At 68.2% G+C, this 11,923-nt stretch carries 13 protein-coding genes; 9 read left to right on the top strand and 4 right to left on the bottom strand.

What is annotated here, in order from left to right; all coding sequences use genetic code 11:
* The first annotated feature begins 110 nt into the window (after window positions 1-110).
* Window positions 111-1,232 (top strand): glycosyltransferase, encoded by a 1,122-nt coding sequence (locus G6N25_RS18680; RefSeq protein WP_083074437.1) that lies wholly within the window; start codon window positions 111-113, stop codon window positions 1,230-1,232.
* A 51-nt stretch (window positions 1,233-1,283) separates the two neighbouring features.
* On the opposite strand, the gene G6N25_RS18675 is transcribed toward G6N25_RS18680, so the two are convergent.
* Entirely contained in the window at window positions 1,284-1,613 is a 330-nt protein-coding gene (locus tag G6N25_RS18675) for a DUF732 domain-containing protein (RefSeq protein ID WP_083074438.1), read from the bottom strand.
* A 296-nt stretch (window positions 1,614-1,909) separates the two neighbouring features.
* Between G6N25_RS18675 and G6N25_RS18670 the strand changes: the two genes are divergently transcribed.
* The 4 genes from G6N25_RS18670 to G6N25_RS18655 all read left to right on the top strand — a co-directional run bounded on the left by G6N25_RS18670 (window position 1,910) and on the right by G6N25_RS18655 (window position 5,173).
* On the top strand, window positions 1,910-2,758 hold the full coding sequence (locus G6N25_RS18670; protein WP_083074439.1) for a sulfurtransferase: 849 nt from the start codon (window positions 1,910-1,912) through the stop codon (window positions 2,756-2,758).
* 5 nt (window positions 2,759-2,763) lie between these two features.
* Window positions 2,764-3,492: a hypothetical protein gene (locus G6N25_RS18665; RefSeq protein ID WP_083074477.1), complete on the top strand. Its 729-nt coding sequence runs from the start codon at window positions 2,764-2,766 to the stop codon at window positions 3,490-3,492.
* 105 nt (window positions 3,493-3,597) lie between these two features.
* Complete coding sequence (locus tag G6N25_RS18660; protein WP_083074440.1) at window positions 3,598-4,128, top strand: lipoprotein LpqH; 531 nt, start codon at window positions 3,598-3,600, stop codon at window positions 4,126-4,128.
* Between the two features lie 55 nt (window positions 4,129-4,183).
* Window positions 4,184-5,173 carry an alpha/beta fold hydrolase gene (locus G6N25_RS18655; RefSeq protein WP_083074441.1) on the top strand — a complete coding sequence of 330 codons (990 nt, stop codon included), beginning with the start codon at window positions 4,184-4,186 and terminating at the stop codon, window positions 5,171-5,173.
* 80 nt (window positions 5,174-5,253) lie between these two features.
* Here the strand turns inward: G6N25_RS18655 and G6N25_RS18650 are convergent, their stop codons facing one another.
* Window positions 5,254-6,450, bottom strand: a complete 1,197-nt coding sequence (locus G6N25_RS18650; RefSeq protein WP_083074442.1) for a cytochrome P450 — start codon at window positions 6,448-6,450, stop codon at window positions 5,254-5,256.
* Window positions 6,447-7,439, bottom strand: a complete 993-nt coding sequence (locus G6N25_RS18645; RefSeq protein WP_083074443.1) for an LLM class flavin-dependent oxidoreductase — start codon at window positions 7,437-7,439, stop codon at window positions 6,447-6,449. The genes G6N25_RS18650 and G6N25_RS18645 overlap by 4 nt, the downstream gene beginning before the upstream one ends.
* 249 nt (window positions 7,440-7,688) lie before the next feature.
* Here G6N25_RS18645 and G6N25_RS18640 point away from each other — a divergent pair, with 249 nt between their 5' ends.
* From G6N25_RS18640 to G6N25_RS18630, 3 genes are all read left to right on the top strand, one after another.
* The gene (locus tag G6N25_RS18640) at window positions 7,689-8,828 is read left to right on the top strand and encodes a MalY/PatB family protein (RefSeq protein WP_276004806.1); all 1,140 of its coding nucleotides are present in this window, start codon (window positions 7,689-7,691) and stop codon (window positions 8,826-8,828) included.
* A gap of 69 nt (window positions 8,829-8,897) precedes the next feature.
* Window positions 8,898-9,812, top strand: a complete 915-nt coding sequence (locus tag G6N25_RS18635) for a haloalkane dehalogenase (protein ID WP_083074478.1) — start codon at window positions 8,898-8,900, stop codon at window positions 9,810-9,812.
* A gap of 128 nt (window positions 9,813-9,940) precedes the next feature.
* Complete coding sequence (locus tag G6N25_RS18630) at window positions 9,941-10,387, top strand: hypothetical protein (RefSeq protein ID WP_083074445.1); 447 nt, start codon at window positions 9,941-9,943, stop codon at window positions 10,385-10,387.
* 16 nt (window positions 10,388-10,403) lie between these two features.
* Here the strand turns inward: G6N25_RS18630 and G6N25_RS18625 are convergent, their stop codons facing one another.
* Entirely contained in the window at window positions 10,404-11,132 is a 729-nt protein-coding gene (locus G6N25_RS18625; protein WP_083074446.1) for a 3'(2'),5'-bisphosphate nucleotidase CysQ, read from the bottom strand.
* 186 nt (window positions 11,133-11,318) lie between these two features.
* Here G6N25_RS18625 and G6N25_RS18620 point away from each other — a divergent pair, with 186 nt between their 5' ends.
* Window positions 11,319-11,876: a hypothetical protein gene (locus G6N25_RS18620; RefSeq protein ID WP_083074479.1), complete on the top strand. Its 558-nt coding sequence runs from the start codon at window positions 11,319-11,321 to the stop codon at window positions 11,874-11,876.
* The last annotated feature ends 47 nt before the right edge of the window (window positions 11,877-11,923 follow it).

The raw sequence follows: 11,923 nt of genomic DNA, 5'->3' as shown, positions 1-11,923 counted from the left end.
AGAAAGCGCCGACCGTCCGCGGTCCTTCGATTGCCGGAATTCATGGACTGTTCAGGTCGGCGTTAATTCCATATCGTTGGCTGCACATGCGCACCGCGTGTCCTCACGGTATGCGTGTTGTCCAGGTCGCCAACTTTTATGGCCCTCGCTCCGGCGGCCTTCGCACCGCGGTGGACCGGCTGGGCGCGGAATACTGCGCCAACGGGCATGAGGTGTTTCTCATCGTCCCCGGCCGATACGCCGAACGCACCCAGCTGCCTACCGGCGTGGTGCGAATCACCTTGCCCGCTAGGCTGATTCCATACACCGGGGGCTATCGCGCCGTTCTGCCGTGGCCCGTCAAGACGCTCCTGGAGTCGCTGCGGCCCGACGCGTTGGAGGTCTCCGATCGCCTCACGCTGAGATCGCTGGGGCCGTGGGGCCGCGAATACGGCGCCAGGACCGTGATGATCTCCCATGAGCGCCTGGATCGCCTTGTGGGACAGGTCCTTCCGCGTCGGACCGCGGAGAAGTTCGCGGACTTCGCCAACAGGCGCACCGCCGCCAACTACGACACCGTGGTGTGCACCACGGGTTTCGCGCGCGAAGAATTCGACCGGATCGGCGCGACCAACACCGTCACCGTGCCGCTGGGCGTGGATTTGCAGACGTTTCACCCACGCCGACACTCGTACCTGGTGCGGCAGCGCTGGGCCGCGCCGCAGCAGATGCTGCTGGTCCACTGCGGCCGGCTGTCGGTGGAAAAGCGCGTCGACCGCAGCATCGACGCGCTGGGCGCGTTGTGCCACGCCGGCATCGACGCCCGGCTGGTCGTCGTGGGCGAGGGCCCGCTGCGGGCCAGGCTGGAGAGGCACGCCGCCCGGCTTCCGATCGACTTCACCGGATTCATCAACAACCGCCACACGGTCGCCGGGCTGCTGGCCTCGGCCGACGTGACGCTGGCGCCCGGGCCGCATGAGACCTTCGGGCTGGCCGCGCTGGAGTCGCTGGCGTGCGGAACACCGGCCGTCGTGTCGCGCACGTCGGCGCTGACCGAGATCGTCACCCCCGACAGCGGCGCCCTGGCCGACAACGACCCCTTCGCCATCGCGAGAGCGGTCGGCACCGTCGTCAGCCGACCCGAACAGCACCGCCGCAGTTCCGCGAGACGCCGCGCGGAAAGCTTCACCTGGCAACGGGCGGCGGCGGGCATGCTGGCATCGCTGGGGACCGACTCCGAAGCAAGCGCCTAATAGCTCGGCGGAAGTGCGCGACCTAACGGAGCGTGGTCGGCGGCGACGCCGTTAGCTTTTCGGCTTGTTGGGGCTGTGCTTGCCCGGGCAGTACTCGGCGGTGGCCGCGCCGATGAACGTCTCGGCCTGCGCCTGGGTCAGCTTGTGCGACCCCGTCAGTTGGTCGACCTCGTCCTTTTGGCTGTAGCCCGCGTCGAGATCCTGACACATCACGTGGGCCATGTTCACCGCCTGCGCCGGCGTGCCCAGGTTGATGCCGTGCGACTGGAGGTAGGTATTGAATTCCCCGTCGTCGGCATGCGCGACGGCCGTCGGCACCAGCATGACAGCGAATAGCGTGCCGAACGCGCACGCGGCGATCTTCTTCGTCATTTCGTCCATCACTTTCGCAGCTTCACATCAACCCCGGATCAGCACGAGGCGCGTCGGAAGAGCCCGATGCGCTTAATCCTTCCGCGCGCGCCGGTGGTGGTCAATAGCCCGGTGGCCATAGCGCGGCCAAAACCCAAACTTCCACCCGCCGTTTACTTTTAGTTCCGGTTGAATTTAAATCGATCGTCCAGCTAGCGTCGTTGGGGGCGACAATCGTTCAATCCGCCGTTCATCTTTAATTCCGATGGAGTTCATTTCCCGCCGCGCGATTAGGCTCGCTGGAAAAGAGTTAAGGAGGCGCACACGTGGAAACGCGTGACCAGGTGCTGATCACGGCCGGCGAGCTGGCCGCCCTGATCGAGGCCGGCGATCCACCGGCGATACTCGACGTGCGTTGGCGGCTCGACGATCCCGACGGACGCGCGGCCTACCTCCAGGGCCACATACCGGGCGCGGTGTATGTGTCACTGGAGGACGAACTGAGCGATCGCGGGATCGACGGCCGCGGGCGTCACCCGCTGCCGTCGGGGCGCAACCTCGAGGCGGCCGCGCGCCAATGGGGAATCGAGCAGGGCGATTTGGTGGTGGTGTACGACGACTGGAATCGCGCCGGTTCCGCGCGGGCGTGGTGGGCGCTCACCGCGGCCGGGCTCGAGACGGTCCGCATTCTGGACGGCGGTCTCTCCGCGTGGCGATCGGACGGGCGGAGCCTGGAGACCAGTCCGGTCGACCGGCAGCCCGGGAATGTGACTGTGCCGCACCATGATTTGTATGCCGGCGCCCGGCCCACGCTGACGGCTGAGCAGACCGGCGCACGCGGTGTGACGCTGCTCGATGCTCGCGCGCCGGAACGGTTCCGCGGCGATGTCGAACCCCTCGACCCGGTCGCCGGTCACATCCCCGGCGCGAAGAACCTTCCCAGCGGCGCCGTGTTGGCGGGCGACGGCACGTTTATCGGAGACTCCGCGCTCGCGCAATTGCTGTCCGACAACGGCATCGGCGGCCGCGTGGGTGTTTACTGCGGCTCCGGCGTCACCGCGGCCATCACGATCGCGGCCCTCGCCGCGGCGGGCCGGGAGGCGGCGCTGTATCCCGGGTCATGGTCGGAGTGGTGTTCGGATCCGACCCGTGCCGTCGCCCGCGGTCCCGAGTGAAAGCGATGCGAGTCAAGGCAGGCATTTTCAGCCTCACCCCTCCCGCTCCGCCCGACGATGACGGCAGCTACCTGCGCTGGCACCTGCTGGATCACCTGCCGGAGCAATACCGACTGCCGGGCATCGTGCACGGGTTGCGCTGGATCGCCGACGGCGACTACCCGGCCCACCGCCTGGCGGCCCACGGGCCACTCGGGCAGGTCGGCAACGCCGTCCACTACCTGGTCGGTGACCCCGTTGAACAAACCTTCGACGACTTCGTCGCGCTCGGCCGAGCGCTGCGCGAGAACGGTCGCTTTCCGGTCGCGCGACCGTCGCTGCAAGTGGCGGGCTTGCGCCTGCTGCAGTGGCAGTCCTCTCCGCACGCGCTCATTTCCGCGGAGGTGGTGCCGTTTCGGCCGCACCGCGGAATTCTGCTGATCGTCGAAGAGCCCACCGATGGCCGCCCGAACGAGTGGCTGCGATGGCTGCACGCCGAGCACTATCCGGCGCTGCTTGCCACGCCCGGCACCGCCGGCGCATGGACTTTCGGCTCGAGCACCGGATGGAGCCACCTACCCTCCGGGTGGCGGACCGACCACCAGTACGTCACCGTCGTTTACCTCGACGGCGACCCGCTTGCCACCACCGGCGCCGTGGCCGCGCTTGTCGAGGAGCGGTGGCGCTCGACCGCGGTGCGACCGGTCTTTGCCGGACCGTTGCGGACAATGGTCGCGTGGGAAGCCTGGCCGTGAATCGGTGGGGACGCATTTGACGGGGCGCCGGGGAAATGAGACCTTCCGCAACGGTCCTATAGTCCTCGTGACGTAGTCCTCGTGACGCCGAGCAAAGGGAGTGGGATGACCAACCCGGACTGTCGCCGCCGAACGCGACGGCGACTCGTTCTCGCCGCCGTCGAGCTCGGCGTGATGGTGACGGGGGCCGGCCTGCCGGCCTGCTCCAGCACGAGCGGTCAGCCGTCCGCCGCCGCTCCTTCGAGCCCGGGTGTCGCCAGCACGACGGTCATGATCGAGGGCAACAAGCACACGATGGTCGCGAGGGTCGAGTGCAACAGGTCGGCAGCGCAACCCAGTGCGACGCCGGCGGAATCGGGCGACCTGACGACCCGCATCAACGTTCACGACGACTCGGCGTCGATATCGCTGGCCGTGTCGGACGAAAAGCCGCCCAGTGTCGACGGCTTTGCCGTTTCGCTCAAGACGGGGTCCGGTCACTACGAGCTGCCCTATCAGGCGCCCCAGTCCGCAACCCAGGTCCAGGCCACCAAGGACGGCAAGAGTTACACGGTGACCGGGACGGGCCAGGGGGTGTCGCCGAGTCAGGGCGATGTCCACCAGGTGATGTTCGGGATTCACGTCACCTGTCCCTGAGCGGTCGCTGCACGACGTGGTTGTCCATCGCGACGCCCTCTGAGATGCTGGCGGCTTGAACATCTTCGAAGAGTGGCAAAAAGGCGGGACCGAACTGCGCTGGCGGTCGACGACCGCCGCCAACGACGGGCGGGAAGTCGGCGTGTTCAGCCGCCGTTGCGGCACACCGGGCGCACCCGCGTTGGTGCTGGTGCACGGCTTCCCGACGTCGAGCATCGACTATTTCGCCCTGGCCCGCGAACTGAGCGCCGAGTTCGACATCTTCGTGCTCGATTTCCCGGGTTATGGATTGTCGGACAAACCGCCTGCGCCGCATGTCTATTCGCTGTACGACGACGCGCGTCTGCTCGCCCACGCGATCACCCAGGTGTGGAAGCTGACCGAATACCGCATGCTCACCCACGATCGCGGCAGCAGCGTCGGCATGATCGCGCTGGAGATGTTGGCGTCCCAAGACCCGCCGGCCGTGCCCGTCGACCTCATCGTGACGAACGCCAACATCTACCTCCCGCTCTCCAACCTCACCGCGTTCCAGACCGCCCTGCTCGACCCCGCCACCGGGCGGGGCACGGCGGCCGCCACCACACCGGAGATGCTGGCGGCCGGATTGGGCGTCAGCGCCTTCATGCCCCGGCGGACACTGGAAGACCCGGAGATCTCCGCGCTGGCGAAGTGCTTCGCCCACAACGACGGAATCGGCGTGCTGCCGGACACGATTCAATACCTCAACGAGCGCGCCGCCGACGAAACCGGTTGGCTGGAAGCGCTTTCCAGGAGCCGGGTCGATACGACCGTGGTGTGGGGCCTGCACGACGGCATCGCGCCCCTGCGCGTTCCCAACCACGTCTGGCAGACCTACCTGAAGAGCAAGCCCGGCCGGAACCGCTACTGGATGGTGCCCGGCGCCGATCACTATGTGCAGTGCGACGCCCCCGGGCAGTTGGCGCAGATCGTCCGCCTCACAGCCCAGGGCGGGGACATCGCGCTTCAAACGCTCGGGAACCAACCCGACGGCACCGTCCTGGTGGACCAAACCGCCTCGTAACGCCGTCGCATGTCACGCTGGCGTGACGCTCGAAAGCGGGCGTCACGCCAGCGTGACGTTCGAGGATGAACCAGCTCGCTTTAACCGGTGATGACGGGGAGCTTCGCCCATCCCCGCACGCTCGACGTGTGCGCCTTGCTGGCGTTGGCGTAGTCGACCTCCCAGTCCGGCCAGCGCATGATGACCTCCTCCAGCGCCACCCGCGCCTGCATGCGGGCCAACGCCGACCCCAGGCAGAAGTGCAGCCCATGGCCGAAGCTGAGATGGGTGGCGCCGCGATGGATGTCGAATCCCTCCCCATCGGGATACCTGCGCTCGTCGCGGTTGGCGGATCCGTTGAGCAACAACATGATCGAGCCCTCGGGAACCGCGGTGCCATGGCATTCGACGTCGCGGGCGACGTAGCGCGCCTGCACCGGCGACGGCGCCTCGTAGCGCAAGACCTCCTCGATGGCCATCGGAATCAGCGACGGGTCGGCCACGATCTGGCGGCGCTGGTCGGGGTGCTCGGCCAGGAGTTGGCCGATGAAGCCGATCAGACGGGTCGTCGTCTCGTTGCCCGCGCCGGCGATCATGCTGGTGTAGAGCAGCACCTCGGACCTGGTCAGCCGCCGCGTCGCCCCGTCGTCGTCGACCTCGGCGTTGAGCAACTGCGTCATCAGATCGTCGGAGGGATGCTCCACCCGCCAGTCGATGTAGTTGGAGAACATCTCGTGGCTGTGCTCCAGAAAGTCCTGCGGCACGGCCCGAAACGTGCCCTCCTTCAGCGTGAGTTGACTGCCGCCCCGGTCGCGGATCGCTTCCTGATCGTCTTCGGGGATGCCCAGCAGGTAGCCGATGGTACGCATCGGGACCATCGCGCCGAGGTTCTCGACGAAGTCGAACCGTCCCGAGCCCACCAGCGGGTCAAGGGCACGCGCACAGAACGCGCGCGTGAGGGGCTCGATCGCCTCCATGCGCCGCGGCGTGAAAACCTTCGAGAGCACATGGCGATGAACGTCGTGGATCGGCGGGTCCTCGAAGAGGATGACGCCGGGCGGAACGTCGATGCCGCTCATGATGATGTCCATGGTGGTGCCACGGCCCGACCGGTAGGTGTCGAAGTTCATCAGCCCGCGCGAGACGTCCTCGTAGCGGCTGAGCGCGTAGAAGTCGTATTTGTCGTTGTAATACAGCGGGGCTTCGTCGCGCAGCCTCCGCCAGATCGGATACGGGTCGTCGTCGATGTCGAAATCGAACGGGTCGTAATAAACCTCGGCCGTGCTTGTCCCGGTCATAGCGGTGTCTTTCTTTCCGACAGGGCCTCAGGCAACACGACGTCGCCCACGCGCTCGAGATAGGGCCACGCGACGTCCGGCGGCAGCCCGCCGCACAATGGCGCCAGGTTGAGCACCTGGCCGGCGCGAACGCGCGAAATCGCCTCGGGCACAGAAATGATCACGTGCGACGCCGCGGCCTCGCGCAGCTCGGCAACGGTTTCTACGTGCGAGAAACCCGCCGAGATCTGGTTGCCGGGATTCCACTCGGCATAGGTTCGCGCGTCATGGAGCAGATACTCGCCCAGCTCCGACCAGGCCCGCTCCACGTCGTCGGCGACAAAGACCACGGACGGGTGGCCGCGGTCGGGGAGCAGCGTGGGCCCGGGCTGATGGCCGTGCTCGCGGCAGGCGGCCTCGTAGGCCTCCGACATGCCCGGGACATTGGCGTTCGCCAACAGGCCCAGGCCGTATCGGCCCGCCCGCCGGGCCGCCGCCACGCTTCCGCCGCCCCACGTCAGCCCCGGCCCGCCGGCGGTCCGCGGGCGCGGTGTCACCATGATCCGCCGCCCGTCTTCGACGACGGTCTCGCCGGCGAGCAGGCGGCGCAGCAGCGCGAGCTTCTCGTCGGCGAGCCGGCCGCGATCCCGCAGCGCCAACCCGAAGTGCTCGAATTCCTCCGGCCGGTACCCCAGGGCCAGGATGTACGACGCCCGCCCGCCGCTGATCAGGTCGAGGACCGCCATGTCCTCCGCGAGTCGTACGGGTTCGTAGAACGGAAGGATCAGGATCAGGCTGAGCGCCAGACGCTGCGTGCGCGAGGCCACCGCCGACGCCAACAAAAACGGGGACGGCAGGTAGCCGTCCTCGGACCCGTGATGCTCGCAGAAGACGCCGGCGATTCCTCCGTGGTCCTCGGCCCACCCGCACATCTCGGGCACCGCGGCGTACAGGGCGGCCGGGGGCGCCCCCCACGACGGGGCACGCATGTCGAAGCGCAGCGTGAACACACCCAGCTCCTCGGTGACCTAAGATTTGTCCCCGTACGCTACGTCCGGTCCGAGATCCGCGTCAACGTTTGGTCAAAACACGTGCCGCGGCACGGTTGTCGGGCACCGGCCCCGACGGCGCCGACGGCGGCCGAAGCGCGCATTCGTCACCGCGCGAGTCGGACCCCGTCCGCGACGGCTTAATCTGCCGGGGTGACGTTTAATCCGCTCGAGGAACTCACGCTGCCGCAGCTGCGGCTCCGCACCAGCATGAAATGGCGTGCGCACCCGGCCGACGTGTTGCCGCTGTGGGTCGCCGAGATGGACGTCAACCTGGCGCCGACGGTGGCCGAGGCCCTCCGCAGGGCCGTCGACATCGGTGACACCGGATATCCTTACGGCACCGCCCTTGCCGAAGCGGTCGCTGAATTCGCTTCCCGGCGTTGGCAATGGCACGACCTGCAGGTCGGCCGCACGGCCGTCGTTCCCGATGTCATGCTCGGCGCCGTCGAGATGCTGCGGCTGGTCACCGACCGCGGTGACGCCGTCATCGTCAACCCCCCGGTGTACGCCCCGTTCTACGCGTTCGTGTCTCACGACGACCGCCGGGTGATCGAGGCGCCCCTGGGCGTCGACGGCCGAATTGACTTGGGCTCCTTACGGGAAGCGTTCGCGCGCGCCGGCGCTTCGGGTGGGAAGGTCGCATACCTGTTGTGCAATCCGCACAACCCGACGGGATCGGTGCACACCGTCGACGAGCTGCGCGGGGTTGCCGAGCTCGCCCGCCGGTTCGGTGTCCGGGTGGTGTCGGACGAGATTCACGCGCCGGTCGTCTTGTCGGGGTCGCGGTTCACCCCGTACCTGACCGTGCCGGGTGCCGAGGACGCCCTCGCCCTGACTTCCGCCTCGAAGGCCTGGAACCTTTCCGGGCTGAAGGCCGCGCTGGCCATTGCCGGCCCGGAGGCGGCCGCGGACCTTCGCCGGATGCCGGAGGAGGTCGGCCACGGCCCCAGCCACCTGGGGGTCATCGCCCACGCCGAAGCCTTTCGGACCGGTGGCGATTGGCTCGACACGCTGCTGCGTGGCCTCGACGGGAACCGGGACCTGCTGGGCGATCTGGTCGCCGAGCACCTTCCCGGAGTGAAATATCAACGGCCGCAGGGAACTTACCTGGCGTGGCTCGATTGTCGCGATCTCGGCTTCGACGAAGAGGCCGCCGACGGGCTTGCGGTGGTCGCCGACATGTCGGGTCCGGCGCGCTGGTTTCTCGATCACGCCCGCGTCGCGCTCAGCTCCGGTCACGTCTTCGGAACCGGCGGGGCGGGCCATGTGCGGTTGAACTTCGCGACCTCGCAAGCCATCCTCGTCGAGGCGATATCACGGATGGGCCGGGCCCTCGCCGCCGCGTGAATCTCGCACTGGACGAAATCGCGCCGCGGAGAGAGGCTTGCAAAGGTGCCCGCCCCGGAGGAGCTGAATATGCATGTGCTGCGAACCCCAGACTCCCGATTCGAAAATTTGGAGGGCTATCCGTTCGTAGCGAACTACATAGACGTGGCGGCACGCGACACCGAGCCGCTGCGGATGCACTTCCTCGACGAGGGGCCGGCCGATGGGCCGCCGATCGTGCTCCTGCACGGCGAGCCCACGTGGAGCTACCTGTACCGCACGATGATTCCCCCGCTGGCCGACGCCGGGAACCGGGTGCTCGCGCCCGACCTGATCGGTTTCGGCCGCTCCGACAAGCCCGGCCGGATCGGCGATTACACCTATCTGCGGCACGTCGAGTGGGTGAGCTCGTGGTTCGAGCGCCTCAACCTGAAGGACGTGACGCTGTTCGTGCAGGACTGGGGATCCCTGATCGGCCTGCGCATCGCGGCCGAGCAGGGTGACCGGATCGCGCGCCTGGTGGTGGCGAATGGTTTTCTTCCCACGGCCCAGCGGCGCACGCCTCCCGCCTTCTACGCGTGGCGGGCCTTTGCGCGCTACTCCCCCGTGCTGCCCGCCGGCCGCATCGTCGCCGCCGGCACCGTCCGCAGGGTCCCCCCCAAGGTGCGGGCGGGCTACGACGCGCCGTACCCGGACAAGGCGTATCAGGCCGGGGCCCGGGCGTTTCCCCAGTTGGTGCCGACCTCACCCGACGATCCGGCGATTCCGGCCAATCGGGCGGCGTGGGACGCGCTGGGCCGCTGGGAGAAGCCCTTCCTGGCCATCTTCGGAGCCCGCGACCCCATTCTCGGGCGGGGGGACCGTCCCCTGATCCAGCACATCCCCGGCGCGGCCGGCCAGCCGCACGCCCGCATCAACGCCAGCCACTTCATCCAGGAAGACGCCGGACCCGAACTGGCCGAACGCGTTCTGGCCTGGCAGCAGGCCTGCGCTGACGGGTGCTGACCGGGCGCGGGAGGCCGACCTTGGCCCTGCGCAACGGGTCTCGGTGCCGTCGGCCACGGGCCCCACCGCGCCGCGCTGAACGCGTCGTTTCGTTGTTGTCAGGCGCCCCCGGATGCAACGATCAGCGCATGGACATGGTGATGATGGGCCTCATGGGTACGGTCGTGGGTGCGTCGGCCGTGGGCATCGCCGGCGTTGCGCGGTCGGCCGCCGATACCCTGCTCCCGGGGATGCTGGAAAGCAACAACAATAAGCACCAGCTGAAGATGCAGCTGCATTCGCAACGCCGCGACGCGGTCCAACGGTGGCGGAGCGGCCTGGCCGAGGCGCGGGACGCCTACCGGCAGTGGGCCTGCGGACCCCGCGATGGCGAGCCGCCCAACGTCGTCGGCGACGAGTGGTTCGAGGGCTTGCGGCCGTACCTGCCGAGCGCCGGCGAAGCGGCGAAATTCCGCACCGCCCATGAAGTCCATTGTGACAACCCGACTCTCATGCTGCTCTCGCTCGAGATCGGACGGATCGAGAAGGAATGGGCAGACGACGCCGGGGGACGCCGGCGCCGCCCGCGAAGGTGACCGAGCCGATCCGCGGTCAGCGAGTGGCCGCGAGCACCGCCTCGGCAAGCTCGGGACGGCAGACCACCAGATCCGGCAGCTTGGGGTCCGGCCGGTTGTAGGCCAGCGCGGACCCGTCGATGCGGGAGGTATGCAAACCGGCGGCTCGGGCCACCGCGACCGGGGCGGCGGAGTCCCATTCGAATTGGCCGCCGGCGTGCACGTACACGTCGGACGATCCCTGAACGATGGACGCCACTTTGGCTCCGGCAGAACCCATTTCCACCAGGACGCCGCCCAGGGCGTCGCGGACGGCCAGCGCGATGGCGGGCGGCCGGGTGCGCGAGACGACGATGCGCACCTTGGCCGGGGCGGCCGGGGGCGCATCGACGCGGGGCGTCGCCAACGTGACGCCCTGCGCCGGCAGCGCCACCGCACCGGCGGCCAGCTCGCCGGCCTGCCAGAGCGCGACGTGTACCGCCCAGTCGTCGCGCCCCAGCTCGGAGAACTCGCGGGTCCCGTCGAGCGGATCGACGATCCATACCCGCTCGGAGCGCAACCGCGCCGGGTCGTCGGCGCCTTCCTCGGACAGCACCGCGTCGCCGGGCCGCTCGTTGGCGAGCACGTCCATCAGAAAGTCGTGGGATCGCTTGTCACCCGCGGCTTTCCGCTCGCTCACGTCGGCATCGGCGAATTCCTGCCGGACTCCGAGCAGCAACCGGCCGGCCTCGGTGGCCAACCGCGCGGCCAGTGCGTGGTCATTCATCGGCGACTCACAATCCTCGATATGTTGGTTGCGCCTCGATATGTTGGTTGCGTTGACCAAATTTACAGTGCGACGATTCCGGCGGCCGTCGCCACCCGGGTGTGACGTTTCTGCCATAACCTTGTGAACGTGAGCGGCAACGTCTCGTCATCGAGCCGGTTGCGGTTTCCCCGGGGACACCTGCCCGTGGTCGGCGTCGTGCTGGCTGTTTTGCTGATCGGTGCGCTCGCCTTCGTCGGGGTGAAGCTGGCGCGGGACCGCGAAAGCGCTCCGGCCCCGGCCGCTACCCGCCCGCCGCCGCCGACCAGCTTCGCCATTCCGGGCTGCTACAACCCGTCGATCCCGCCGGTAGAGCGGCCGAAGAAGCTGAACATTTTGGGGTGCGCCAGCGTAGCCGTTGCGCTGCAAGACATGTCATGGACCTCATGGGGCCCGGACGGCGCCGACGGGACCGGCACCGCCGTTTTCAAGATCTGCGACCCGAATTGCGCGACCGGGTATCAGCTCGCCGATCCGGTCGTCGTGCACGCGTGGAATCCGCAGCCGCCGCGGCCCGACGCCATCTGCCAGGGGGGCCTGAAGATCTTTGCGGACATGATCCTGGCGTTCCCCAAAGCGCCCCCACCGCCCGCCGCGCAGAAGATGAACACCCAGTACAACGGGATGCCGGCGGTGCACTACGTCGACTATTCGGGCGCCAACGACCGCGACGCCCAATTCATCGGCTACACGTTCTGCAACTAACCGCTCGACCTGATGGCGGCGACCCTCTGCTGAACCGGCTGGCGGCG

The organism is Mycobacterium heidelbergense (genome assembly GCF_010730745.1).
In the GTDB taxonomy this organism is placed as follows: Bacteria; Actinomycetota; Actinomycetes; order Mycobacteriales; family Mycobacteriaceae; genus Mycobacterium; species Mycobacterium heidelbergense.
The sequence above is the reverse complement of the archived record's forward strand: the minus strand, read 5'-3'. Positions and strand labels throughout refer to the sequence as shown.

What these genes read in the sequence shown, in the direction of transcription:
- G6N25_RS18625 (WP_083074446.1), bottom strand. Translation starts at nt 11,132, where the DNA reads ATGAATGACCACGCACTGGCCGCGCGGTTGGCCACCGAGGCCGGCCGG.
- G6N25_RS18640 (WP_276004806.1), top strand. Translation starts at nt 7,689, where the DNA reads ATGAAATGGCGTGCGCACCCGGCCGACGTGTTGCCGCTGTGGGTCGCC.
- G6N25_RS18635 (WP_083074478.1), top strand. Translation starts at nt 8,898, where the DNA reads ATGCATGTGCTGCGAACCCCAGACTCCCGATTCGAAAATTTGGAGGGC.
- G6N25_RS18665 (WP_083074477.1), top strand. Translation starts at nt 2,764, where the DNA reads ATGCGAGTCAAGGCAGGCATTTTCAGCCTCACCCCTCCCGCTCCGCCC.
- G6N25_RS18650 (WP_083074442.1), bottom strand. Translation starts at nt 6,450, where the DNA reads ATGACCGGGACAAGCACGGCCGAGGTTTATTACGACCCGTTCGATTTC.
- G6N25_RS18680 (WP_083074437.1), top strand. Translation starts at nt 111, where the DNA reads ATGCGTGTTGTCCAGGTCGCCAACTTTTATGGCCCTCGCTCCGGCGGC.
- G6N25_RS18675 (WP_083074438.1), bottom strand. Translation starts at nt 1,613, where the DNA reads ATGGACGAAATGACGAAGAAGATCGCCGCGTGCGCGTTCGGCACGCTA.
- G6N25_RS18630 (WP_083074445.1), top strand. Translation starts at nt 9,941, where the DNA reads ATGGACATGGTGATGATGGGCCTCATGGGTACGGTCGTGGGTGCGTCG.
- G6N25_RS18660 (WP_083074440.1), top strand. Translation starts at nt 3,598, where the DNA reads ATGACCAACCCGGACTGTCGCCGCCGAACGCGACGGCGACTCGTTCTC.